Raw genomic sequence first — 24,328 nt, 5'->3', positions numbered from 1 at the left:
CTAAAACATACCCCCTCCCCTATAATCATGTGCACCGACGGGCTCCTGCCCGGCGGCTGCCGGGCGTTGGTCTGGGGAGGTGCCGTGCGTTCCACGTGGGGAAGGGGTGTCACCGCAGCAGCGCTGACCTGCGCGCTTGCCCTTGCGGCATGCTCCGGCGCCACCACGAGCGCGGCAGACGGCTTTGACGAGGGCACCACCTCGGGACCGGAGTGGACCGAGCCCGCCGAGGTTCTTCTCGCCCCGTTTGACGCGGACGCGGCTGCGGCCGGCGCCCCCGTGATAGACGTCTCCCACGCCTCGGAGGGCTACGTGGCCGCTTCGGCCACGAGCGACGCGCGGCTCAAGCTCCAGGTCAGCTCGGGCGAGATGAGCTACAACTACGACCTGCCCTCCGACGGGACGGCCGTGGTGGCGCCGCTCAACATGGGCAGCGGCTCGTACCGCGTGCGCGTGATGCAGAACACGAGCGGCAACAACTACGTTGAGATCGCAGGGACTACGGTGGACGTGGCGCTGGCGAGCGAGTTTGAGCCGTTTGTGCGCCCCAACGTCTTCTGCAGCTACACGGAATCCAGCGCCGCCGTTGCCAAGGCGCGCGAGCTGGCCGCCGGGGCCGCCAACGAGGGCGACGTCATGCGCGCCGTCTGCATCTGGGTGGCGTCCAGCATCAGCTACGACTACGACAAGGCCGCCGAGCTCTCGGGCGGGAGCGGCTACGTGCCCGACCCGGACGCCACGCTCGCGGAGGGGTCGGGGATCTGCTTTGACTACGCGTCGCTCTCCGGCGCGATGCTGCGGAGCCTGGGGATACCGTGCAAGGTCATCACCGGCTACGTCTCTCCGGACGACGTCTACCACGCATGGAACATGGTCTACGCGGACGGAAGCTGGCACAGCGTGGAGTTCTCCGTGGACCAGGACAGCTGGTCGCGCGTGGACCTCACGTTTGCGGCCGCCGGCGCCGGGGACACGGTCGGCGACGGGACGTCCTACACGGACAGATACGTCTACTAAGGGGTTGCGATGGACAGGATGACACGACGGGTGCGGGAGACGGGCGCGGAGGCGCTGCCCGCCGGCGAGGTCGCCGCCTTCTGCGAGGGCCTGGCCGCCATGCTCGCGGCCGGCATCCAGACGGACGAGGCGCTCGCGCTGCTTGGCGAGAGCGCGGCGGCCACGCCGCTCGAGGCGGTGTGCGAGGCGCTGTACCCGCAGGTGGCGGCCGGCGAGCCGCTCGCGGGGGCGCTCGCCGCGTCCGGGCGCTTCCCCGAGCGCGCCTGCCGGCTGCTCGCCGTGGGCGAGCGGGCCGGGCGCACCGAGGAGACGCTGCGCGGCCTGGCCGGCTACTACGGCGAGGAGGCGCGCATGCTCGCAAAGATCCGCACGGCCGTGGGCTACCCGGCGGCGCTTCTGCTGGTCATGAGCGTGGTGCTCGTCTTCACCGTGGCCGTCATCCTGCCGGTGTTCATCGGCGTGTACGAGGACATGGCCGGGTCGCTCACCGCGGGGTCGGGCCTGGCGGTCACGGCGTCGGTGGCGGTCGGGTGGGTTGCGCTCGTGGCCACGCTCGTGTGCGCGGCGCTCACCTGCGGCGCGGCGCTTCTCGCCCGCAGCACACGCGGGCAGGCGAGGATCGTGCGGCTCATGGAGCGCCTTCCCGTCACGCGCGACGCCATGCGCCAGCTCGCGCTCTCGCGCTTTGCGGCGGCGCTCTCCACCTGCCTGGCGGCCGGCTCCAACGTTGACGCGGCCATGACCGAGGCGCTCTCCACCGTGGAGAGCGACGAGCTGAGGGGCCGTCTCGAGCCCGCGCTCGACGCCATGACCGACGCCGGGCGCGCCCTGGGGCTCGCCCAGGCCATCGCCGAGAGCGGCGTGCTCGAGCCCACCTACGCGAGGATGCTCGTCATTGGCTCGCGCGCGGGCTCGGTCGACGCGGTGCTCGAGCGGCTCTCGCAGGCGTTCTTTGACGAGGCGGCCGAGCGGGTCGACCGCGTCGTGGACGCCACCGAGCCCGTGCTCGCGGCGTTTCTGACCGTGGCCGTGGGCGCCACGCTCGTCTCGGTCATGCTACCGCTCATTGGCATCATGGGGTCGGTGGGCTAGATGGGCCGCCGGCAGGGACAGGTCTCGCGCGGCAGGCGCGCCCTCGTGGGGGCGCTGCTCGCGTGCGCCGTGGCGGTGGCCGCGCTCGCGCTGGCGTGGCCGGCCGTGGCGGCGGCGCTGCGCGACCAGGGGGCGGCGAGCGTGCGCGAGGCGGTGCTGCGCGCGGCCTCGCAGTGCTGCGCCGTCGAGGGGTCCTACCCGCACAACCTCTCCTACCTTGAGGAGCACTACGGCCTCACGGTGAACCGCGAGGACTACGCCGTCATCTACGAGGCCTACGCCTCCAACGTGGCGCCGAGCGTCGTGGTGGTGCCGCGATGAGCGGGCGGGCGGAGCGTCTGCTCGACGCCATCGGCGAGGTCCAGGCGGCGCGGCGGCCGGGCGGGGACGCGCGGAGGGCCGACCACGTCTTTGCGGTCGCGCTGCTCGCGCTCTTCCTGCTCGCACTGCTCGGGGCCGTTGCGGTCGGCACGTCCGTCTACCAGCGGCTCAACGAGCGCAGCGACGCGGCCGCCGAGGCGCGCTCGCCGCTCGGCGTGGTGGTCAACGCCGTGCGCGCGACCGACGCCGCGGGCTCGGTGACGCGCGCCGCGGGCCCGGAGGGCGACGCGCTCGTCCTGGTGGAGCGGCTCGACACGGGCACCTACGAGACGCGCTTCTTCCTCGCCGACGGCTGGCTCGTGCAGCAGTACGCGGTGGAGGGGTCGCCCGTGGGCACGCAGGGGGCCACGCGCCTCGCCGCCTCGGGGAGCTTCTCGTTTGAGCTGGACGACGGCCTGCTCACGGTCTCCTGCGACGCGGGGACGGCGCGCGTGGCGCTGCGCTCGGGAGGTGAGTCGTGATGGGCGATGACCGTACGCGGTCGGGCGGCTCCGCGCCGTGGCGCGGCACGGCGTTTCTCGTTGAGGCGTGCGTGCTGCTGGCGTTTGTGGTCGCCGCCGTGGCGGTGTTTGCCGCGCTCTTCCTTGGCGCCGCGCGCGAGGGCGAGCGGGCCGAGCGGCTCACGCGGGCCGTCGTGGCCGCGCGCGACGCGGCCGAGCGCTTCGTCGCCGACGGCGAGGACGGCTCGTGGGAGGCCGGCGAGCTCCGCGTGCGCGTTGACGTGACGGAAGACGACGAGGTGGCGGGCCTGCTGCGCGCCACCGTGAGCGTGACCGACGCCGGGGGCGAGCTCGTCTACCAGCTCACGACCGCCCGGGCAGCGGGAGGTGACGAGTCGTGAGCGGACGTGCGTCACTGAGGGCGAGAGCCGGCACAACCGGCGTGCGCATGGGACCGATCAGCCTGTTCGCGCTCGTCGTGGCCCTGTGCCTGGCCGTCATGGCGGTCCTCGCCGTGACCACGGCCCGGGCCTCGTCCGCGCTCGCGGAGCGCCAGGCGGCCTTCACGGCGGACGACTACGCCAACGAGGCCGTGGCCGCCGAGGTCCTGGCCCGTGTGCGCGAGGCGGCCGGTGCCGCCGAGCCGAGCGGAGCCGCCAGTGCGGTGGGGCGGCGACTGGAGGCACTTCTTGCCGAGGCATCCGCCGGCGACGAGGAGGGACCCGTTGCGTCCGCAGAGATGGACGGCGACGAGGTCGTGCTGCACGTTGAGTCCGCAAGCGGGCGGTGCCTTGACGCGACGCTCGCCGTGGGCGACGACGGGGAGGTGCGCGTGACGTCGTGGAAGGCGACCACGCGCTGGGAGGAGAACACCGGCGACGTCCTTTGGACGGGCCGGGAGTGAGAGGAGCCACGATGAACCTGGTGGAGTTTCTTGGAGAGATGGTCGAGCGCCGGGCGTCCGACGTCTTCTTTGTTGCGGGCCTGCCGCTGACGTACCAGTCGGGCGGGCGGCAGACGCGGCTGGGCGAGGGTGCGCTCATGCCGGCGGACACCGAGGCCGCGGTGCGTGAGATCCTTGCCGCAGCGGGGTGGGCGCCGGGGCGCGCGGACGCGTGGGTCAAGGAGCAGGGCAACCACGACCTCGACTTCTCCTTCGCGCTGCCGGGCGTGGGGCGCTTCCGCGCGAACGTGTTCCGCCAGCGCGGCTCGCTCGCGGCGGTGGTGCGCGTCATCCCGTTTGGCCTGCCCGACCCGGCCGACTTTGGCATCCCCGAGGAGGTGCTCTCGCTGGCGGGCCTCAAGAAGGGCCTGGTGCTCGTGACGGGGCCGGCGGGCGCGGGCAAGTCCACCACGCTCGCGTGCATCATCGACCGGATGAACCACGAGCGCAGCGGGCACATCATCACGATGGAGGACCCCATCGAGTACGTGCACCGCCACGGGACGTGCATCGTCACGCAGCGCGAGATCCCCACGGACGTGGAGACCTACGCAGAGGCGCTGCGCTCCGCGATGCGCGAGGCGCCGGACGTGATGCTGCTCGGCGAGATGCGCGACCCGGAGACCATCGCCACCGCCGTGACCGCGGCCGAGATGGCGCAGCTGATCTTCTCGACCCTGCACACCACGGGCGCGGCGGGGACCGTGGACCGCATCATCGACGCGTTCCCGGCGAGCCAGCAGCGCCAGATCCGCATGCAGCTCTCCATGGTGCTGCAGGCTATTGTGAGCCAGCAGCTCGTTCCCACGGTCGACGGCGGCGTGACGCCGGCGTGGGAGATCATGGTGAGCACGGCGGCGATCCGCAACCTCATCCGCGAGGAGAAGACGCACCAGATGGACTCGGCCATCGCGGCGGGCGGGGAGCTCGGCATGAGGACGATGGACCAGAGCCTGTTTGCGCTCGTCGAGGGCGGGCGCGTGTCGCGCGAGGTGGCGCTGCAGTACGCGATCCACCAGGAGGCGCTGGCGCGGCGGCTGGACGCGGCGGGGCTGTAGCGCGGCGCGGGGCGCGGGCTGCGGCGCGGGGGCGCGGTCGGGTATCCTAGACGGGACGAAGGGGGCCTCATGGGATACAAGACCTACACCTGTCCGATAGCGCGCGACTGCGGGGGATGCGAGTGGCTCGCCGTTCCCTACCCCATACAGCTGCGTCGCAAGCAGGAGCAGGTCGAGGACCTTCTCGGCCCCATGACCAGGGAGGACGGCGGCGCGCTGGAGGACATCCGTGGGATGGACGAGCCGGTGCGCTACCGGCACAAGGCGGCAACCCCGTTTGCCTACGGCGGACGCGGTCGGGTGCTCTGCGGCTTCTACGCCACGGGGACGCACCGGATCGTGCCGTGCCGGGAGTGCCTGGTTGAGGACCCGCGGGCCCGACGCGTGCTCTGCGGCGTGGGCCGCGTTGCCGAGCGGCTGCACCTCCCGCCCTACGACGAGGACCGGGGCGTGGGCGTGCTGCGCCACGCCGTGGTGCGCTGTGGCTGGAAGACCGACGAGGTTCTTCTCGTCCTTGTGACGCGCGTTGACGAGCTGCGCGGAGTCGAGCGCCTGGTGGCGGAGCTGCGCGCCGAGTGCCCCGAGGTCACGAGCATCGTGCAGAACGTGAACGACCGGCGGACCAACGCGATCCTGGGGCGCAGGTGCCGCACGCTGTACGGGCCCGGCATTATGCACGACGAGCTGCTCGGGTGCAGCTTTGAGATTGGTCCCACGAGCTTCTACCAGACCAACCCCGAGCAGACCGAGGTGCTCTACCGCCTGGCGCTCGAGGGCGTCGGCGGGGCGGGGCGCGTGCTCGACGCCTACTGCGGCACGGGGACCATCGGCATCTGCGCCGCCTCGGCAATGAATGAGCTGCAGGTGGTTGGCGTTGAGCAGGTGGTCGGGGCCGTGTCGTGCGCGCGGCGCAACGCCGCCGCGAACGGGGTCGCGCGGCGATGCGACTTCGTTGCGGCCGACGCCACGGCCTGGATGGCGCGCGAGGGCGCGGCGGAGCGGTTTGACGCGGTGATCATGGACCCGCCTCGCGCGGGGAGCACGCCTGAGTTTCTCGACGGCGTGGCGGGGCTGGCGCCGCGGAAGGTGGTCTACGTCTCGTGCAACGTGGTCACGCAGGCGCGCGACCTGTCGCTGCTGCGCTCGCGCGGGTATCGCCTGGAGCGCGTGACGCCTGTGGACATGTTTCCGCACACGCGCCACGTGGAGTGCGTGGCGACGCTGGTCCGGGGGTAGAGCGCGGGTCCCGTCGGGGGCTTTACGGCTGTGCGGTGCGCCGCGGGGGGCGCTGCGCTTCGGGAAGGGTCCCGTCTGTCCCAAACCCCCACGGATTGGGTGGCATTCTTGATGCGTCAGGGCCGTCCCTGTCGCAAAACCCACCCAGTTGGGCGCGTTTTGCGACAGAAGGGGACTCGACACATCAAGGATGCCACCCAACCACACGCCGTTCGTGGCAGAGACGCCGTTCGGGAAAGCGCTCCGCCGGACGGCGGGGACGCCGGCCGCGGCCGCCGCCTCGCGCCTACTCCGGCGCCACCTCGACGGTCCCGTTCTCGCGCACGCGCACGCGGCCGGCCGCGAGCAGGCCCACGACCTCGGGATAGAGCTCGTGCTCGATGGCGTGAATGTGCTCCTCGAGCTCGTCGACCGTCCAGCCCTCCTCCACCGCGAGCGCGCGCTGGGCGATGATAGGACCGGCGTCGTAGTCGGCGTTGGCGAAGTGCACGGTCACGCCCGTGACCTTGACGCCGCGCTCGTAGGCGTCGGCGATGGCGTGTGCACCGGGGAAGCTCGGCAGCAGCGCGGGGTGCAGGTTCACCACGCGGTTGGGGAACGCCGCCAGGATCGGGTCGTGCACCTTGCGCATGTAGCCCGCCATGATGACGTAGTCCACGCCGCGGCGGCGCAGCTCGGCGGCGATGATCTCGTCGGCCTGCTCCGGGTCCGCGTAGATCTCCTTGGAGAGCGTGAGGGTCTGCAGGCCCGCGGCCTCGGCCCGCTTGAGGCCGTAGGCGCTCGGACGCGAGCTCACGACCAGCTCGATCGTGGCGTCAAGCGTGCCGTCCGCGATGCGGTCGATGATGGCCTGCAGGTTGGTCCCGCTGCCGGAGATGAGAACGCCCAGCTTAACGCTCATCGTCGTACACCACCTTGCCCTTCTCGCCGGGCGTGCCCGCCACGACGCGACCGACCGTAAACGGCTCAAAGCCCTGCTCCTCGAGCGCGGAGCGCACCGTCACCTCGTCCTCGGGCGCGCAGATCACGACCATGCCCACGCCCATGTTGAAGGTGCGGTACGCCTCCTCGAGCGTGAGGCCGGCCTCGCGCACCAGGTAGGAGATCACGGGCGGGACGCTCCACGCCGGTCCGTCCTCGCCGCCGCGGTACACGAGCGCGTCCAGGCCCTCGGGCATGGCGCGGTCCAGGTTCTCGGTGATGCCGCCGCCGGTGATGTGTGCCATCGCGTGAATCGGCGCGCCGGCGCGCAGGGCGGCGAGAAGCCCGCCCGCGTAGATGGTCGTGGGGCGCATCACGGCATCGGCCACGGACTCGCCGCCCAGCTCGTCAAGCGGGGTCTCGAGCTCCTCGACCGTGCGGCCCTCGATGGCGACCTTGCGCACGAGCGAGTAGCCGTTGGAGTGGACGCCCGAGCTCGGGAGGCCGAGGATCACGTCGCCCTCGCGCACCAGCTCGGGGCCGATCATCTTGGGACGGTCCACCACGCCCACCACAAAGCCCGCGAGGTCGTAGTCGTCCTCGGCCATGACGCCGGGGTGCTCGGCCATCTCGCCGCCCACGAGCGCGCAGCCGCTCTTGCGGCAGCCCTCGGCGATGCCGCCCACGATCTTGGCGACGTGCTCGGCGCGCAGCTTGCCGATCGCCACGTAGTCGAGGAAGAACAGCGGCTCGGCGCCCATGGGCACGATGTCGTCCACGCACATGGCCACGAGGTCCTCGCCCACCGTCTCGTGACGGTCGAGCAGCTGCGCGATGGCGAGCTTGGTCCCCACGCCGTCGGTGCCGGAGACCAGGATCGGCTCCTCCATGTCCTTGAGCGCCGCGGCCGAGAAGCACGACCCAAAGCCGCCAAGGCCACCGATGACCTCGGGCCGGTTGGTCGTGGCAACCGCCGCCTTGATCGCGTCGACCGCGCGGAGGCCCTCGGCGGTGTCGACGCCGGCGTCCTCGTAACTCACGTGCTTGGTGCTGGGCTTCTCGGCCATCTTTCTCCCCTTTCCGTGACACGAAGGGCGGTCCTCCGTATCAGTTCTTTGCCTGACGATGCGAAGGGTCCGCCCCTTCGCACCCATCACTCCTGCGAGAGGACCTTCTCGGCCTGCTCGATCGGCATCTGCGACGTCTCGGACGCGGCGCTCAGGTTCCTGGGCTCAAACCCGGGCAGGAAGCGCTCCTCCCAGAACGAGCGCGGGATCTCCACGGGGTACTCGCCGGTGAAGCACGCCTTGCAGTAGCCGCGCGTGCCGTCGGCCCCGCCGGGGACGCAGTCCAGCAGCCCCTCGATGGAGAGGAACCCCACCGAGTCCGCCTCGATGTGCGCGCGGATCTCCTCGAGCGACATCCGCGCGGCGATGAGCTGCTCCTGGCTGCCCGTGTCGATCCCGTAGAAGCACGGCCACGTGACCATCGGCGAGGCGGAGCGCACGTGCACCTCGGTGGCGCCCGCGGCCTTGAGCATGCGCACGATCTGGCGGCTCGTGGTGCCGCGGACGATGGAGTCGTCCACCATCACGAGGCGCTTGCCGCGCACCACGTCGGGCAGCGCGTTGAGCTTGAGCCGCACGCCCATCTGGCGCAGCTCCTGCGTGGGCTGGATGAAGGTGCGCGCCACGTAGCGGTTCTTGATGAGGCCCGTGCCAAAGGGGATCCCCAGCTCCTGGGCAAAGCCCTCGGCCGCCGGCGTTCCCGAGTCCGGCACGGAGATCACCAGGTCGGCCTCCACGGGCGTCTCCTGCGCAAGGCGCCGGCCCATGTTGTGGCGCATGAGGTAGAAGCTCTCCCCGTCCTTCACGGAGTCGGGGCGCGAGAAGTACACGTGCTCGAAGATGCAGTCGGCCCGGCAGCCCGGCTTGCAGCCGCGCTCCGAGCGGATGCCGTCGTCAGAGACGCGCACGATCTCGCCGGGCTCTATCTCGCGGACGAAGGTGGCCCCGGAGATGTCGAGTGCGCAGGTCTCGCTCGCCACGACCCAGCCGTCGTCGCCGAGGCGCCCCAGCACGAGCGGCCGGATGCCGTGCGGGTCGCGGAACGCGTAGAGCGCGTTCTCGCGCACGAGCACCATGGCGTAGCCGCCCTCGAGCATGCGCATCGCGTGTGCGATGCCCGTGCGCAGGCGGCCGGCGCGACGCGTGAAGTGGCCGATGAGCTTCGCGGCCACCTCGGAGTCGGTGTTGGAGCGGAAGGGGATGCCCATCTCGATGAGCTCGCGGCGCAGCGCGTCGAAGTTCACGAGCGTGCCGTTGTGCGCCAGCGCCACGATCACGTCGTCGATGGTGGAGAGGTGCGGCTGCGCGCTCTCCCAGCCCTTCGCGCCCGCCGTGCCGTAGCGGCAGTGCCCGCAGGCGACCTTGCCCGGCATGGCCGAGAGGTCGGCGTCCGAGAAGACCTGCGTCACGAGGCCCAGGTCCTTGCGGACGAGCACCGTGCGCCCGTCGCCCACGGCTATGCCCGCGGACTCCTGGCCGCGGTGCTGCAGGGCGCGCAGCGCGAAGTACGTGATGCGCGCCACGTCGCGCCCGGGGGCCCAGACGCCAAAGACGCCGCACTCCTCGTGGAGCCCCTCTGTCTCGTTTGCGGTACCGGCTTTGATCTCTGCCAAGGAAGGGCTCCCTACTCGCTCGTGGTCGTGGCGTCAGCGGACGCGTGGGCAGACTTGGGCACGCAGACGAGCAGCGTGCGCCCGGAGTCGCCGTTGTCGTAGTTGCAGGTGCACAGCGTCAGCACGTTGCTGGCGTTGGCGATGAGGTCGGCCGCGTCGGAGCGGCTCGTCACGGCGCGGCCGAGAAGCTCGGTGAGGTAGGAGCGCAGCTCGTCGACGGACTCAAACGAGAAACGCCGGACGTTGGTGTCGTTGGCGTCCGTCTCGTACAGCAGGAGCGGCTCCAGCTCGTAGGTGGCCTCCTCCGTCACGTACCAGACGGTGGAGACGCTGTCGAACATCTCCTGGTTGGCCATGTCGGAGACGGGCTTGAACATCGCGCCGTTGCGCAGGTGGTGGCCGTAGACGATCGTCTGGCCGTCGACCATGCCGGGCGCCGCGTTCTCGTAGTCCATGAACACCTGGCCGCCGAGAGAGTAGTTGCCCTCGGCCGAGGTGTGCAGGTACTTCTCGTTGTCAGATGCCTGGTAGACGGGGAAGTTGACGGCGGTGCCCGGAATCTGCAGCCAGCCGACGACCTCGTCGTTCACGGCCTTGAGCGCCTCCCAGTCTACCTGCGGCGGCGTGGAGCCGTTGTCGGAGACGTCGGCGTAGGTGGCGAGCTCCTCGTTGATGCGGTCCTGCTCGTGGTACTGCCACTGGTTGTGGATCCACATGCCCGCCGCCACGGCGATGAGCGCGATGCCCACCACGAACAGCAGGACCGAGACGACGCGGCCCACGCGCTTGCGCGGGTCACGGCTGCGGCGGCCCGAGAGGTCGTAGGGGTCGGTCTCCACGAAGCCGTGGTCGCGACGGCGACGGTTGTGGCCGCGACGCTGGTCGGAGGGCTCGGACACCACCGGGATGTAGGTGGCGTCGTGGCGGTGCGGCACGCTCGCGGCGTGCGGGTTGCCCTCCGGGGCGTGGTACGACTCCTCGCCGCCCCGACGGGTGTTGAGCCGGGTGCGCGGGTTGCCCCCCAGGCGCGCGTGGGCGCCGCGGTCGTCGCCCGGCTGCTTGAAGTGCGCGGCCATTGCCTGCCCCCCCTGACCTCTCCGGCCTAGCCCTCGGCCATCTGACGCTTGAACTCCACGATCTTCTCGCGGTACTCGGGCATGGTGGCGCCGAGGATCTGCGTGGCGTAGATGGCCGCGTTCTTGGCGCCGTTGATGGCCACGCAGGCCACGGGCACGCCGGAGGGCATTTGCACCATGGAGAGCAGCGAGTCCATGCCGCCGAGGTCGGAGGTCTTCATGGGCACGCCGATGATGGGCAGCGGGGTGAAGGCGGCCACCACGCCGCCGAGGTGGGCGGCCTTGCCCGCCGCGGCGATGATGACCTTGAGGCCGCGCTCGGCCGCGGAGCCGGCCCACTCGTGGACCTTGTCCGGGTTGCGGTGCGCGCTGGCGATGACCAGCTCGTACGGCACGCCGAGCTCCTCGAGCTGCGCGGTGCACGCCTCCATGACGGGCAGGTCTGACTTGGAACCCATGATGATTCCCACGAGCGGCTGGTCTGCCATGATGCTCCCTCTCTCGATTGGGTACGGCACCTCAGTATACGCAACCTGCGCCGCTGCGGCACGCCGGGCATCCGGCGCCGCGCGGCGGCGGGCCGGGCTGGGCCGAAGCCCCGTTTTGCCCGAAGCCCCGTTTTGCCCGAAGCCCCGTGCGATTGGGCGGCATCCTTGATGTTGGGTGCCGCCTCGCAGCGTTCTTCTCGCCGATTTATGCGCCTAGGGCCACGTTTCCCGCGTGATTGGGTGTTGTCCTTGATGCCCGGGCGCACGTCGCATCAAGGATGCCACCCAATCGCACCGGGATTTTGCCGCAGGGGGCGTCGGGCAAGACACGGGGTCCCCATAACACCCAATCGCCCGCGTTTTGTGGCACCCGGCCCCGCGGGCCCCGGAGCGCAGGTCCGCCCGGCACCGGAGCCGGGACGACCCCCGGCGGCGCTTTGGAGATTCGTAACCACATCGCCACAGAGAAGGTCTATCCTTTCCCCCTGTACGCTGGTCCATCAGTCCGCGGACAAAGGAGAATCCCATGAACACAGCCAGCAATCTGCACCTCTACCAGCGCGAGGGCGGCTACCTGCCGCGCGTGGCGGCCGTCCACGACCTCTGCGGGTACGGAAAGTGCTCCCTGGGCGTCGCCATCCCGGTGCTCTCTGCGGCGGGCATCGACGTCTGCCCCGTGCCCACGTCGCTCTTCTCGGCGCACACGCGCTTCCCCAAGTTCTACATGCACGACACCACCCCCATGCTCGGAGAGTACCTCGACGCGTGGCGCGAGGAGGGCATCGAGCTGGACGGCGTCTACTCGGGCTTCCTCGGCTCGGCCGAGCAGGTCGACGCGATCCTGCGCATCTACCGCGACTACCCGCGCGCGCTGCGCATCGTGGACCCGGTGATGGGCGACGGCGGCGCCAAGTACCCCACCTACACCGACGAGATGTGCGAGGCCACCAAGGGCCTGGTCGACGGCGCGGACGTGCTCACGCCCAACCTCACCGAGGCCTCGATCATCACCGGCATCCCCTACGAGAGCCAGGACGTGGACGAGGCCTACGTGCGCCGCATGATGGACGCGCTGCTTGGGATGGGCGCCAAGTCCGTGGTGCTCAAGGGCGTCGTCCACGCGGGCGAGAAGGTCATCCGCAACTACGTGGCCGTGGCGGACGGGGACGGCGCGGTGGAGGAGGTATCCGGCGAGCTGCTTCCCTACATGCTGCACGGCACCGGCGACCTCTTCGCCTCCGGCCTCACGGCGGCGATCTACGCCGGGCGCGACCTGCGCTCCGCCGTCGAGTTTGCGAGCGCGCTCGTGCGCCACGCCATGCAGATTACGCCCGAGCAGCCCGACTACCAGGTGCGCGGTGTGAGCTTCGAGAGCGTCCTCGGGGACGTGACCGCGCTGCTGGCCTAGGGCCCGCGCGGCCGGGTCCAAAACCGGGTACCTGCAAGGAGGCGGGGCCGGGCGCGCTGCCCGACCCCGCCTCTTCCTTTCTGACTCTGGGGCGCCGCGGCGAGGGCTAGAAGGGCTAGAGGCAGAACCCCATGACGATGGCGTTCTCGGTGGCGGGGCGGTGGCCGTAGGCGCTCTGGCCCTCCGGCCCCACGACCACGAACCAGCGGTCGTTTGCCACGTCGGGGCTGCGCAGCCACCAGTAGCCGCCCGACGGGATCACGAGCTCGGAGCTCGGCTCGGCCCAGGTGACGCCCAGGTCGGAGAAGAGCTGGTACTGGTCCCCCTCGGACTCGTAGAGGCCGCTGCGGTTGCTGCCGGAGCCCGGCTGACCCACGACCTCGGAGTACGACGGAACCCAGAGCTTGTCCTCGGTCACGTCCTGGCCTGTCTCGCCGGTGCCCGCCGGCGGGTTGGTGCGCTTCTCCACGGCGACCACGAGGTCGGAGACCTCGCTCGGGAGCTCGCCGATCAGCGACTCGTTCATCCAGACGCGCAGTGTGGAGCCCTCCCAGCCGCCGACGAGCTGGCCCGTCGCGTTCATGGACTGCTCGGAGACGCCGTCGGAGGCGATGAACGTGATGCCCGCCGCGCCCGAGCCGTCGGCCTTCTCGTCCTGCCTGAACCCGGCGACGCGCATGCTCGCCTCGGTGCCGTCCGAGAGCTCGAGGTCCTTGGTCTGGGTGCCGTCGAGCGTGCCGTCGTCGGCGCAGAGGTGGTAGGTCTTTGCGATCTCCAGGCCGGCCTCGTCGGAGTCCGCCGCGGCGATGAGCGCGGAGATCTGCGAGAGCTCCTCCCAGGAGTAGTCCTCCACGGCCGCGCGCACCTCCGGCCCGCCCTCGGGCTGGGACGCGCCGTCGCCCTCCTCCTCGCCCTGCTCCGCGAGGGCGGCGAGGCTGCCGTCCGAGGGCGGCTGGACCTGGGGCGCCTCCTCGGCCGGCGGTGCAAACGGCCCGATCCAGCTGGACGAGAAGAACCCCACGAAGACCGCAACGCCCACGATCGCCACGGCGAGCACGCCGACCGCGATCAGGCGCCGGCGGCGTACCTCGGGGACGGAGAAGCCCTCGGCCAGGGACCGGAGGGCCTCGCGGGCGCGCGAGGTGCGGGCCCGGCCGCCGGAGCGCTCCTGCGCGACGGGGGCGGAGACGCTGGTCGGATCCTCGTCCGCGGGCGCCTCGCCGGCCTGCTCGGGGGCCTCCTCGCGACGGGCCGCCGCGCGGTCACGGTCGTGGTCGCGCGGGAAGTCGTGCTGGTAGGGGTGGTCAACGCGATGCTGTGCGCCGCTCGGACGGCCCGCGACGCGCGATCCGTAGGAGCGGGGGTGCTGCGAGACCCACGAGGCGCGCGGGGGCGGCGCCACGGGAACGAGCGGGACGGCGCCCACGCCCATCGGCTCGAGGGGCTCCTCGAGCTTGCGCGGAGCGGGGACGTCCGCGGGCGCGGCGGTCCCGTCGGACGGGGCTTCGGGCTCGGGCGTGGTCGGGGCCTCATCGCCCTCGACAGGCGGCTCGGCGCCAGCGGGGTGGTTCTTCTCGCCCCCTGCGGACTCGTCGAGGTCGACGGAGGTCCCGCAGAAGGGGCAGAACCTCGCGCGCTCGGGAAGCTCCTCGCCGCACTGTTTGCACCTCATACGCGCCCTCCTCGCTCTTCCGCACGTCCTCACACGGTACCATGAAGCGTCGCGATAAACTACGAAAACTTCTCAGGGGGCTCATATTTCGGTGGGCAGGGACCGCGGCGGGGCGGCCGCCGAGGGCGCTACTCGCCGCTCAGGATCTGGACCGGGGTGAACGAGGTCGTGATCTGGTCGCGCAGCTCGTCCTGCAGCTGGGAGTCGACGCCGGTGATGCGACACGAGAAGCTCACGCCGCTCTCAGACTGCGTCTTGGTCCAGACGAAGGTCATGAACGAGCTCACGTCGCCGGTCGGCTTGAGGAAGCCGAAGAGCGACGACTGCTGGATGTTGCCCTCGGCGTCCTTGTGGACGTTCACGTGGTAGACCACCGTGTCGACGTTGGGGTTGAGCAGGGCGTTGACCGCCAGGGCCGTGGCCTGGACCTGGGAGCCGGCAAAGCACTCGAGCGCGTTCTCCGAGCTCGTGTCTATCACCGTGACCTCGACGCGGCCCGTGTTCTCGTCCGCCTCCTGCACGGAGAAGTCCTCGGGGAACTGCGTGAAGCCGTTGCCCCACTCCACGCCGCCCGAGAGGGCGGACGCGACGGTGCGGACGTTGGCCTCCTCGGCGAGGTTGGCGGTGTTGGCGCGGCGGATGAGGCCAAAGGCGACCTGGCCCACGACCACCGCGACGAGAAAGACCACGACGAAGGACACGGCCGTCTTTGCGATGACCTTGCCCACGTTGGAGCCGGAGGGGTCCTCGTCTGCGAGCGGGTCAACGTCGAGCGAGACGCCCTTCTCCCTGCGGTGCGCCCTCTGGCGCCGCGCGCGCTCCTCGTCGGTATGGCCGGTGTGGTCGACGCGAGAAAACAGCTCCTCGGCCTCGTCCGCCGTAAGGGCGCCCCTCTGGATGCGCGCAACCTCGCTTTTCTTAGCCATGCGTTCTCTTCCCGTCACAGATGCGGCGATGACCTCCGGTCACATGCGCCGGGCTTCCAAGTGCTTAAGGTTCGGTCCACCATAGTATACGCAATCCCAGCTCGCCGCTTCGGGGCCTCCATGTGCAAAAGGGCCCTTCGAGCCATAAAAACGCGGGTGCGTCGTGCAATTTGGCCTCTCAGTCCATGCGATTTTGGGGAGAACCGCAACATTTGGCCAAAATGTGTCCCCTCCCCTAGTTTTGCCAACTGGGGTTTCTTTGTCCGGCGCCCGCACGAGCCTCAAAAACGCATGGACTGAGAGGCCAAACTGCACACGGAACCACCGTTTTTATGGACTGAACGGCAGAATTGCACATCCGCGACGTGCGGGACGGCCTAATCGGCCGACGGCGCGGCCTCCACGACACCGTCCGCGAACTGCATCTGGTAGTAGCGGGCGTAGGTTCCGCCGCGGGCGAGCAGCTCGTCGTGCGTGCCGCGCTCCGAGACGCGCCCGCCCTCCATCGTGACAATTTCGTCAGCGTTCTTAATAGTGGAGAGCCTGTGTGCGATGACGAGCGTAGTACGACCGCGGGAGAGCTCCGCGAGCGACTCCTGGACGGCCTGCTCGGACTCGTTGTCCAGCGCCGAGGTGGCCTCGTCGAAGATGAGGATCGGCGGGTTCTTGAGGAACACCCGCGCGATGGCCACGCGCTGCTTCTGCCCACCGGAGAGGTGGCTGCCGCGCTCGCCCACCTGGGTCTCGTAGCCCTCGGGCAGGCTCTCGACGAAGTCGGCGATGTTGGCGCGGCGCGCGGCCTCGCGCACCTCCTCGAGCGTGGCGTCCGGACGCCCGTAGGCGATGTTCTCGGCGATGGTCCCGTCAAAGAGGTAGACGTCCTGCTGGACGAGGCCGATGGCCTCGCGCAGGCTGCGCTGGGTGACCGAGCGCACGTCCTGGCCGTCGATTGCGATGGAGCCCGAGGTCACGTCGTAGAAGCGCGGCAGCAGCGAGCACGTGGTGGACTTGCCGCCGCCCGAGGGACCCACGAGCGCGATGGTCTCGCCGGGGCGGATGTCCAGGCTGAGGCCGCGGATGACCTCGTCTTCCGCCTCGCCGGGCGTGTCCGGGTAGGCAAAGTGGACGTCGCGGTAGCTGATGGCGCCCTCGGTCACGTTGATGGCGCGCGCGTCCGGGGCGTCCTGGATGTCGGGCTGGGTGTCGAGCACCTCGCAGAAGCGGCGGAAGCCCGCGATGGCCTTCTGGAAGGTCTCGGTGAAGTCCAGGATTGAGGTGATCGGCGCGGTGAACAGCGAGATGTAGAGCGCGTAGGTGGCCAGGTCGATCGCCTGCATCTGCCCCTGCGCGATGAGCCAGCCGCCAAGGACCACCACGGCCGTGTTGAGCGCGCCCATCATGACCGCGATGGCGCCCTGGTAGCGGCCCATGGCGCGGTACATGCGCGTCTTGGAGTCAAGATAGGCGTCGTTGCTCGCGCGGAACTTGGCGCGCTCCACGTCCTCCGCGGCAAAGCTCTTGACCACGCGCACGCCCGCGAGCGAGTCCTCCAGGCGCGAGTTGACGCCGGAGATGCGCACGCGGTTCTCGGTGTAGACGGCGCGCATGCGGTAGTTGGCGTAGACGTTGTAGGCCACAAGCAGGCAGGCGATAAGGGCCAGGACGCCCGTGAGCGGCAGGTTGATGGTGGAGAGGATGATGAAGCTTCCCGTGACCTCCACCACGCCGATGAGGATGAACTCGGGGCCGTGGTGCGCGGCCTCAGCGATGTCAAAGAGGTCCGAGACCAGGCGGCTCATGAGGTCGCCGGACTTGTTTCGGTCAAAGAACGAGAAGCTCATGCGCTCGTAGGCGTCGAAGAGGTCCTCGCGCATGCGGCTCTCCATGCGCGCGCCCATCACGTGACCCCAGAAGATCACGAAGTAGCGGCACACGAAGCGCAGCGCGTACATGGCCACCAGGCCGACGGCCAGGTAGGCGAGCGCGCCCATGATGGCGTCCGGCCCCTCGGTGAACAGGCCGCCCGTGAGGTTGCGAAGGATCTGCGGGAAGGCGAGGTCCACCGCCGCCACCGTGACGGCGGCGGCGATGTCTATGACAAAGAGGTGCAGCTGGCCGCGGTAGTAGCTCAGGAAGCGCGAGAAGAGCGAGCGGGGCTTGTTGGACATGGGGCGGGGCTCCTTGGGTTCCGTGCCTGAATCGTGCGCAGAACAGGTTAGCACCGCCCGCGCCGGGCGTGGGGCGCGCGCCCGCGCTACGCCTCCGGGTCGAGGCGATGCGAGATCGCGTCGCACACGAGCGCGCCCACGACGGTCTTGGCGTCCTCGATGCGCCCGTCGAGCACGGCGTCGACGAGCTCGCCGAGCGGGACGAGGTCCACGTTGATGAACTCGTCCGCGTCCGGGTTGGAGCGGGAGAACGAGATGCCCGTGGCCATGTAGATGTGGATGAGCTCGTCGCAGAAGCCGTCGGAGGTGGCGATGGTGGTGAGAAACGCGATCCTCTCGGCCGTCATGCCGGTCTCCTCGAGCAGCTCGCGGTTGGCGCACTCGAGCGGGTCCTCGCCCGGGGAGAGCTTGCCCGCGGGAATCTCCACGGTCACGCGCCCGAGCGCGGTGCGGTACTGGCGCACCAGGCAGATCCGGCCGTCCTCGGTGAGCGCGACCACGGCAACGGCGCCGGGGTGACGCACCACGTCGCGGATGGCCATGCGGCCGTCGGGCAGCTCGACGCGCAGGCGGTCGACGTTGAAGATGCGCCCCGTCCAGGCAACGTCCTCGGTCACGGGCTTCTCCGCGAGCGCGGCGTCGCGCGGGTCCTCCTCGCCGAGGACCAGGTCTCGCTCGACGGGCGCGCCGGAGAAGTGGTCGAGGTTGGACCGGTCGCCGTCGTAGGTGAACGCGGCCACGGACTCGCGCATGTCGTCCATGGCGGCCTCGTAGGCGCCGTCGGACGGGATCTCGTTCTCTGCCATGAGTGTCCTCCTAGCTGTCTGGCGTTGCGTCCGGGGCGCGCAGCCTACCGAGCGATCGCGCGCATGCCGATGTCGCTGCGGTACGTCTTGCCCTCGAAGTCGATGAGCTCGCAGGCGGCGTAGGCGCGCTCGCGGGCCTCCTCGAAGGTGGGGGCAACCGCGGTCACGTCGAGCACGCGGCCGCCAGCCGTCACCAGCTCGCCGTCACGCAGGGCCGTGCCGGCGTGGTACACCGTCACGCCGGGAAGCTCCTCGGCGCGCTCGATGCCGGTGATGACCTTGCCCTTCTCGTAGGAGCCGGGGTAGCCCGCGGAGGTGAGCACCACCGAGACGGCCCAGTCGTCGTCCCAGGAGACCATGTCCTCGGTGAGCGTGCCCGCGTCGCACGCCAGGAACACCTCGATGAGGTCCGCCTTCATGCGCGGCAGCACCACCTGGGTCTCCGGGTCGCCGAAGCGCGCGTTGAACTCCAGGACCTTGGGGCCCTCGGACGTGAGCATGAAGCCGCCGTAGAGGCAGCCGGAGTAGGTGATGCCCTCGGAGGCGAGCTCGGCCACCACGCGGCGCTCGATCTCCACCATCGCGGCGAGCTGCTCGGCGCTCACCAGGTGCTCGGGGACGGGCGAGTACACGCCCATGCCGCCCGTGTTGGGGCCGCGGTCTCCGTCAAGCGCGCGCTTGTGGTCCTGCGCCGTGGCGAGCGGCACCACGGTACGGCCGTCGGTGAGCGCCAGCAGCGAGCACTCGGGGCCATCGAGCATCTCCTCCACGACCACGGTCGCACCCGCCTCGCCAAACACGCCCGAGAAGCACTCGCGCACGCCGGCGAGCGCCTCCTCGGTGGTCTTGGCCACGATGACGCCCTTGCCCGCGGCCAGGCCGTCGGCCTTGATCACGATCGGGGCGCCCGCGCGCTCGACGTACTCCGCGCAGGTGGCCTCGTCGGTGAAGCTGCGGTAGGCGGCGGTGGGCACGCCGGCGCGGCTCATGACCTGCTTGGCAAACTTCTTGGAGCCCTCCATCTGGGCCGCGTCGCCGTTGGGGCCAAAGCAGGGGATGCCCGCGGAGCGCACCGCGTCGGCCACGCCGGCCACGAGCGGGGCCTCCGGGCCGATCACCACGAGGCCCACGCCGTGCTCGCGAGCCCACTCGGCCACGGCCACCGGCGACTCCACGTCAAGCTCCACGGCCTCGGCCGTCGCGTTCATGCCTCCGTTGCCCGGGGCCACGTAGAGCCTGCCCGCGCGCGGGGACTCCGCCAGCTTGGCGAGAAGCGCGTGCTCGCGCCCGCCGGATCCAAGGAGCAGGACGTCGATCTTCTCGGTGCTCATGCTAACCTCCCTCTCGGGCCCGCGCGGGCCCCCGTGCCCTCCTCGCGGGGGGCGCTAATCCTTCGTTTCCGCAGGCGCGGGCGGCACCTCGCGCGAGTACGCCGACTCGGGCGCAAAGGCCACGGCAACGGCGCCTGCCCCCACGACCTCCTCGACCGCGGGCGTGGCGCGCACCGTCCCCAGGCGGCGGGACTCGAACTCGTTGGTGTCGAGCGGCTTCTCGACGGCGCGCAGCGCGCGCGGGTCGCCGGTCTCCACCAGGGCGTACGTGACCGGGCCCTCGCCGGCCGAGACCGCGCTCATCGCGTGCGCGAGCCGGCTCGTCAGCTCCACGAGGTCCGTCGCGCGCGCCAGCTGCGTGACCTCCCCGCGCGAGAGCAGGAAGAGCCCGCGCTCGCCGGACACGCGCATCCTGAGCGACGCCGTCGCGCGCCCCAAGATCCCCTGGCGCTCGCGGTGCGTCCTGCGCCGCGCGAAGTGCGCCTTCGCGGTCGGCACCACGAGCAGGCGCACCTGGCCCGCGAGCTGGCGCACGGCCTCGACGGCCTCGTCAAACTCTACGCCGAAGTAGCGGTAGCGAGAGATCCTGTCCACCAGCATGCCCGTCGCGGCCGAGGCGGCCCCCGAGTCGACCACCTCGACCTCGCACACGCCCGTGCAGGCCTCAGCCGCCTCCCTCGCCCTCAGGATGGCCGGCGAGAAGGACGCCGCGGAGTGCACCGACGCCACGCGCGCGTAGCCGCGCGCGGCGAGGTCGCGGTAGGTCCGCTCGAGCCGCGACGAGAGGTCCTGCTCGCCGCCCGCGCCCGACGGGCCCAAGTCGACAAGCACGACGCCCGCGCGCTCGAGAAACGCCGGCGGCAGGTCGCACCCGCTGTCGCAGACGATCGCGAAGTCCCTTTCCGACACAAGCCGCCCCGATCCGGCCGGCCTAGTGCCAGTAGCGGTCGATGGTCTGCTCGCGGTCCGGGCCCACCGTGATGATGGAGACGCGCACGCCGGCCAGCTGCTCGAGGAAGTCGATGTAGTCCTTGGCCTCGCGCGGAAGCTGGTAGAAGTTGCGCACGCCGGAGATGTCGCACTTCCAGCCGGGCAGGGTCTCGTAGACCGGCTTGGCGTGGTAGAAGACGCTCTGGTGCTCGGGCACGGTGTGGTACTCCACGCCGTCGCACTCGTAGGCCACGCAGACCTTGATCTCGTCCAGGCAGCCGAGCACGTCGAGCTTGGTGATGGCGAGGTCGGTGAGGCCGTTGACGCGGGCGGCGTAGTTGACCACCACGGCGTCGTACCAGCCGCAGCGGCGCTTGCGGCCGGTGGTCACGCCGTACTCGTGGCCCACCTCGCCGAGCTTGTCGCCGATCTCGTCAAAGAGCTCCGTGGGGAACGGGCCGGAGCCGACGCGCGTGAGGTAGGCCTTGGCCACGCCGAGCACGCGGTCGATGTTGGTGGGGCCGACGCCCGAGCCGGTGACGGCGCCGCCCGCGGTGCAGTTGGAGCTCGTCACGAAGGGGTAGGTGCCGTGGTCGATGTCAAGCATCGTGGCCTGCGCGCCCTCAAAGAGGATGTTCTTTCCGCTCTCGAGCTGCTCGTTGAGGAACAGGCTGCTCTCCACGATGTAGGGGCGGATGCGCTCGGCGTACGGCAGGTAGGTCTCGCAGATCTGCTCAACGGTGTAGGTGGGCAGCTCGTAGACCTTCTCAAGGATGGGGTTGGTGTAGGCCAGGGCGCTCTCGAGCTTCTGGCGGAAGATCTTCTCGTCCAGCATGTCTTGGATGCGCAGGCCCGTGCGGTTCATCTTGTCCATGTAGCAGGGGCCGACGCCGCGCTTGGTGGTACCGATGAGGTTCTTGCCGAGCTTCTTCTCGTGCGCGCCGTCGAGGTCCTTGTGGTAGGGCATGACGATGTGGGCGTTGCCGGAGATCTTGAGGTTCTCGGCGGAGATGCCCTGCTCGGCGAGCATGTCGATCTCGGAGAGGAGGATCTCGGGGTCCACGATGCAGCCGTTGCCGATCACGGGGTAGGTGCCCTCGTACATGACGCCGGAGGGAACCTGGTGCAGCGCCAGCTTCTTGCCGTTGGCGATGACCGTGTGGCCGGCGTTGGCGCCGCCTGCGTAGCGGCAGACCACGTCGAAGTCACCTGAGATGAGGTCGGTGACCTTGCCCTTGCCCTCGTCGCCCCACTGAGTACCCACGAGCACTGATGCGGACATGTGCGCCCTTTCGTCGCGATTCACATACGTGACAATTATACGGCAGGGCGGTTGCGCGCGGTGGGAGTGTGGCGGTTTACCCTATCCCAATCGTCTCTCCTAGTCGTGGAAGCCGTCGATCTCCACGAACTTCGTCGAGCCCGGAAGGAACGTCAGCGGGATGTCGTCGAGCGCGCCGGAGCGGTTCTTGGCGATGATGAACGTCGTCTCGTTCATGGCCGGACGGTCCTCGCGGGCGGCCTCGTCCTCGTTCATCGAGCGGTCGAGAAGGGCGACGATGTCGGCGTCCTGCTCGATGGAGCCCGACTCGCGCAGGTCGGAGAGCTGCGGGCGCTTGCCCGTGCGGTTCTCGACGGTACGGTTGAGCTGGGAGAGCGCCACGACCGGGACCTCGAGGTCCTTGGCCATGATCTTGATGCCGCGGCTCATCTCGGAGACCTCGGTCGCGCGGCTGTCCGCGCGGCGGCCGCCCGCGGGCGGGGAGATGAGCTGGAGGTAGTCGATGATCACGATGCCGAGCTTCTTGCCGTGCAGGATGCGGCGGGCCTTGGCTCGGATCTCGGTGACGGTGGTTCCCGGAGTGTCGTCGATCATGATGTCGAGCTGCGAGAGGCTGTTGGTGGCCTCGAGGATCTGCGGCCACTGGTCGTCGCGGATGTGGGCGGAGCGGATCTCGCGCAGGCCCACGCGCGCCTCGGCAGCGAGCAGCCTCTGGGCGATCTCCACCTTTGACATCTCGAGCGAGAAGAGCGCCACGGAGGCGCCGGCAAAGGCCGCGTTGGTCGCCAGGTTGAGGGCGAACGACGTCTTGCCCACGCCGGGGCGCGCACCGATGACGATCATCTGGCCCGGGCGCAGACCGAGCAGGCACTCGTCGATGCGCTTGAAGCCGGTGGACACGCCGAGCTGGCCGCCGGGGTTAGCCGCGTTCTGGCCGAGGTCCTCGTAGAGGTCGGCCATGATCTCCTCGAGCGACTGCTCGCCGGCCTTGACGTCGCGGTTGGTGACGTCGAGCAGCAGGCGCTCGGCGCTGTCCACGACCTCCTTGGTGTCCTCGGGCGCATCGAAGGCGAGCGCCGTTATCTGCGCGGCGGCGTTGATCATCTTGCGCAGCGTGGTGTCGCGGTGCAGCATCTCCACGTGGCGGCGCCAGCCCACCAGCGCGAGCGAGTTGTTGCCCAGGCCCAGCAGGAAGCTGCGGCCGCCCACGCGCTCAAGCTCGCCGGTGGTCTTGAGGTAGTCGGCGAGCGAGATGGTGTCGATCGGGAGGTTCTTGTCGAACATCTCCCGCATGGCCACGAAGACGGTGCGGTTGGACGGGAGGTAGAAGTCGTCCGGGTCAAGGTCGATCAGGCACTCCTGCAGGGCGTCCGCCGAGACCATCATGGCCGAGAGGATCGAGGCCTCCGCCTCCGGGTCCTGGGGCATGGCCGCCCCCTCGCCCATGGTCATCCTCGTCGGATTAACGCTGTAGTCGCCCTGTGCCACGCTGCCCCCTCGCACGCCCTTCTCCTGAGCGTCCATTCTACCCGTGAGAGGCCCTAACGACCAACTTCCCCGGCTGTCAAGGGGTCATTTTGCGCAGGCCCGGTCTTCGACACTCCCGGCGAGAAGAACCTTGCGCCTGAACGGCGGTTTCTCTCGCTTTCTACGTTTTCGACAAATTTTTCCCCGGTCGTTTAGGCATGTTTTCAACACTTTTCTACTTTTTCGACACGCCCTGGGACCCCGGGGAGGACAATCTCAAGGTTCTATATAAAAGGGTGTAACTATTGGTAAAACCGCAGGTAGAGTGCCTAATCAGCACCGCTTAACAAAAGTGAACCCCGGGCGGCTCGAGGCCACCCGGGGTTTGAGGTTACACTTTCCTGACCTGCGGTTATTGTAGAAATCCCCAGCTCAGCGAGAAGTGCGTTGAAAAGTCTCGAGCCTACTCGGCGTCCTCGACGACGGCCTCCGCCTCGGTCTCCACGACCTCGGCCTCGGGCTCGGCCTCGTCCGCGACCTGCTCCTCGGTCACGCCCACCAGGACGTTGACCACGGCGGTGATCTCACGGTAGAGGTTGACCTCGACGGCGTGCTTGCCGGAGGTCTTGATGTTGTTGCCGCGGCCGACGCGCTTGCGGTCGACCTCGACGCCGAGCTGAGCGTTGATGGCCTCGGCGATCTGGGCGGGGGTGACGGAGCCGAAGAGCTGGCCCTCCTCGCCGATCTTGGCGTCAACGGTCACGGACTTGCCGTCAAGCGCGGCCTTGGTGGCCTCGGCGGCGGCGATGCGCTCCGCCTCGCGCTTCTCGATGTTGTGACGGCGCTCCTCGAGCTGCTTGATGTTGCCCGGGGTGGCGGGCTGGGCGATCTTGTTGGGGAACAGGTAGTTCTCCGCGTAGCCCTGGGCGACCTCGACGATGTCGCCCTCTCCGCCCTTGCCCCGGAGCTCACCCAAAAGGATGACCTTCATGTGACACTCCTTCGG

Annotated in this window: 23 protein-coding genes; 9 read left to right on the top strand and 14 right to left on the bottom strand. The window is 69.8% G+C overall.

Going from position 1 to position 24,328, the window contains the following annotated elements; all coding sequences use genetic code 11:
* Positions 1 to 84 precede the first annotated feature (84 nt).
* The 8 genes from B5F23_RS07705 to rlmD all read left to right on the top strand — a co-directional run bounded on the left by B5F23_RS07705 (position 85) and on the right by rlmD (position 6,167).
* The gene (locus tag B5F23_RS07705) at positions 85 to 1,017 is read left to right on the top strand and encodes a transglutaminase-like domain-containing protein (RefSeq protein ID WP_158096144.1); all 933 of its coding nucleotides are present in this window, start codon (positions 85 to 87) and stop codon (positions 1,015 to 1,017) included.
* Positions 1,018 to 1,026: 9 nt separating this feature from the next.
* A complete protein-coding gene (locus B5F23_RS07700) occupies positions 1,027 to 2,109 on the top strand; it encodes a type II secretion system F family protein (RefSeq protein ID WP_206392332.1) in 1,083 nt (360 codons plus the stop codon).
* On the top strand, positions 2,110 to 2,430 hold the full coding sequence (locus B5F23_RS07695; RefSeq protein ID WP_087353364.1) for a hypothetical protein: 321 nt from the start codon (positions 2,110 to 2,112) through the stop codon (positions 2,428 to 2,430).
* Positions 2,427 to 2,951 (top strand): DUF4860 domain-containing protein, encoded by a 525-nt coding sequence (locus B5F23_RS07690; protein WP_087353362.1) that lies wholly within the window; start codon positions 2,427 to 2,429, stop codon positions 2,949 to 2,951. Before B5F23_RS07695 ends, B5F23_RS07690 begins: the two co-directional genes overlap by 4 nt.
* The gene (locus tag B5F23_RS07685; protein ID WP_087353360.1) at positions 2,951 to 3,331 is read left to right on the top strand and encodes a hypothetical protein; all 381 of its coding nucleotides are present in this window, start codon (positions 2,951 to 2,953) and stop codon (positions 3,329 to 3,331) included. Before B5F23_RS07690 ends, B5F23_RS07685 begins: the two co-directional genes overlap by 1 nt.
* A gap of 47 nt (positions 3,332 to 3,378) precedes the next feature.
* The gene (locus B5F23_RS07680) at positions 3,379 to 3,834 is read left to right on the top strand and encodes a hypothetical protein (protein WP_087353358.1); all 456 of its coding nucleotides are present in this window, start codon (positions 3,379 to 3,381) and stop codon (positions 3,832 to 3,834) included.
* An 11-nt stretch (positions 3,835 to 3,845) separates the two neighbouring features.
* Positions 3,846 to 4,931, top strand: coding sequence for a type IV pilus twitching motility protein PilT (locus B5F23_RS07675; RefSeq protein WP_087353356.1), 1,086 nt, complete (start codon positions 3,846 to 3,848; stop codon positions 4,929 to 4,931).
* 69 nt (positions 4,932 to 5,000) lie between these two features.
* Entirely contained in the window at positions 5,001 to 6,167 is a 1,167-nt protein-coding gene (gene rlmD / locus B5F23_RS07670; RefSeq protein ID WP_087353354.1) for a 23S rRNA (uracil(1939)-C(5))-methyltransferase RlmD, read from the top strand.
* A 286-nt stretch (positions 6,168 to 6,453) separates the two neighbouring features.
* Here rlmD and purN read toward each other — a convergent pair whose 3' ends face one another.
* From purN to purE, 5 genes are all read right to left on the bottom strand, one after another.
* Positions 6,454 to 7,068: a phosphoribosylglycinamide formyltransferase gene (gene purN / locus B5F23_RS07665; protein ID WP_087353352.1), complete on the bottom strand. Its 615-nt coding sequence runs from the start codon at positions 7,066 to 7,068 to the stop codon at positions 6,454 to 6,456.
* On the bottom strand, positions 7,058 to 8,155 hold the full coding sequence (purM, locus tag B5F23_RS07660; RefSeq protein WP_087353350.1) for a phosphoribosylformylglycinamidine cyclo-ligase: 1,098 nt from the start codon (positions 8,153 to 8,155) through the stop codon (positions 7,058 to 7,060). Before purM ends, purN begins: the two co-directional genes overlap by 11 nt.
* 86 nt (positions 8,156 to 8,241) lie before the next feature.
* Entirely contained in the window at positions 8,242 to 9,768 is a 1,527-nt protein-coding gene (gene purF / locus B5F23_RS07655; RefSeq protein WP_206392324.1) for an amidophosphoribosyltransferase, read from the bottom strand.
* Between the two features lie 11 nt (positions 9,769 to 9,779).
* Positions 9,780 to 10,844 (bottom strand): class B sortase, encoded by a 1,065-nt coding sequence (locus B5F23_RS07650; RefSeq protein ID WP_087353348.1) that lies wholly within the window; start codon positions 10,842 to 10,844, stop codon positions 9,780 to 9,782.
* A 26-nt stretch (positions 10,845 to 10,870) separates the two neighbouring features.
* On the bottom strand, positions 10,871 to 11,332 hold the full coding sequence (gene purE / locus B5F23_RS07645) for a 5-(carboxyamino)imidazole ribonucleotide mutase (protein WP_087353346.1): 462 nt from the start codon (positions 11,330 to 11,332) through the stop codon (positions 10,871 to 10,873).
* A gap of 526 nt (positions 11,333 to 11,858) precedes the next feature.
* Between purE and B5F23_RS07640 the strand changes: the two genes are divergently transcribed.
* Complete coding sequence (locus B5F23_RS07640; protein ID WP_087353344.1) at positions 11,859 to 12,740, top strand: PfkB family carbohydrate kinase; 882 nt, start codon at positions 11,859 to 11,861, stop codon at positions 12,738 to 12,740.
* Between the two features lie 115 nt (positions 12,741 to 12,855).
* On the opposite strand, the gene B5F23_RS07635 is transcribed toward B5F23_RS07640, so the two are convergent.
* The 9 genes from B5F23_RS07635 to rplI form a co-directional block, all read right to left on the bottom strand.
* Entirely contained in the window at positions 12,856 to 14,412 is a 1,557-nt protein-coding gene (locus B5F23_RS07635; protein ID WP_087353342.1) for a DUF6273 domain-containing protein, read from the bottom strand.
* A gap of 128 nt (positions 14,413 to 14,540) precedes the next feature.
* On the bottom strand, positions 14,541 to 15,338 hold the full coding sequence (locus B5F23_RS07630) for a hypothetical protein (protein ID WP_206392322.1): 798 nt from the start codon (positions 15,336 to 15,338) through the stop codon (positions 14,541 to 14,543).
* Positions 15,339 to 15,715: 377 nt separating this feature from the next.
* A complete protein-coding gene (locus B5F23_RS07625) occupies positions 15,716 to 17,506 on the bottom strand; it encodes an ABC transporter ATP-binding protein (protein ID WP_087353340.1) in 1,791 nt (596 codons plus the stop codon).
* 86 nt (positions 17,507 to 17,592) lie between these two features.
* Positions 17,593 to 18,267 (bottom strand): NUDIX domain-containing protein, encoded by a 675-nt coding sequence (locus B5F23_RS07620; RefSeq protein WP_446723487.1) that lies wholly within the window; start codon positions 18,265 to 18,267, stop codon positions 17,593 to 17,595.
* Between the two features lie 89 nt (positions 18,268 to 18,356).
* Positions 18,357 to 19,643: a phosphoribosylamine--glycine ligase gene (gene purD / locus B5F23_RS07615; RefSeq protein ID WP_087353336.1), complete on the bottom strand. Its 1,287-nt coding sequence runs from the start codon at positions 19,641 to 19,643 to the stop codon at positions 18,357 to 18,359.
* A gap of 54 nt (positions 19,644 to 19,697) precedes the next feature.
* Positions 19,698 to 20,552, bottom strand: a complete 855-nt coding sequence (locus tag B5F23_RS07610) for a DegV family protein (protein WP_087353334.1) — start codon at positions 20,550 to 20,552, stop codon at positions 19,698 to 19,700.
* 22 nt (positions 20,553 to 20,574) lie between these two features.
* Positions 20,575 to 21,855 carry an adenylosuccinate synthase gene (locus B5F23_RS07605; RefSeq protein ID WP_087353332.1) on the bottom strand — a complete coding sequence of 427 codons (1,281 nt, stop codon included), beginning with the start codon at positions 21,853 to 21,855 and terminating at the stop codon, positions 20,575 to 20,577.
* 99 nt (positions 21,856 to 21,954) lie between these two features.
* Complete coding sequence (dnaB, locus tag B5F23_RS07600; RefSeq protein ID WP_241145835.1) at positions 21,955 to 23,307, bottom strand: replicative DNA helicase; 1,353 nt, start codon at positions 23,305 to 23,307, stop codon at positions 21,955 to 21,957.
* A gap of 478 nt (positions 23,308 to 23,785) precedes the next feature.
* Positions 23,786 to 24,313 (bottom strand): 50S ribosomal protein L9, encoded by a 528-nt coding sequence (gene rplI / locus B5F23_RS07595; protein ID WP_087353328.1) that lies wholly within the window; start codon positions 24,311 to 24,313, stop codon positions 23,786 to 23,788.
* Positions 24,314 to 24,328: the final 15 nt, after the last annotated feature.

Source organism: Olsenella sp. An188, assembly GCF_002160255.1.
Taxonomy (GTDB): domain Bacteria; phylum Actinomycetota; class Coriobacteriia; order Coriobacteriales; family Atopobiaceae; genus Thermophilibacter; species Thermophilibacter avistercoris.
Note: the sequence above shows the minus strand (reverse complement) of the source record. Positions and strands in the feature narration are given on the sequence as shown.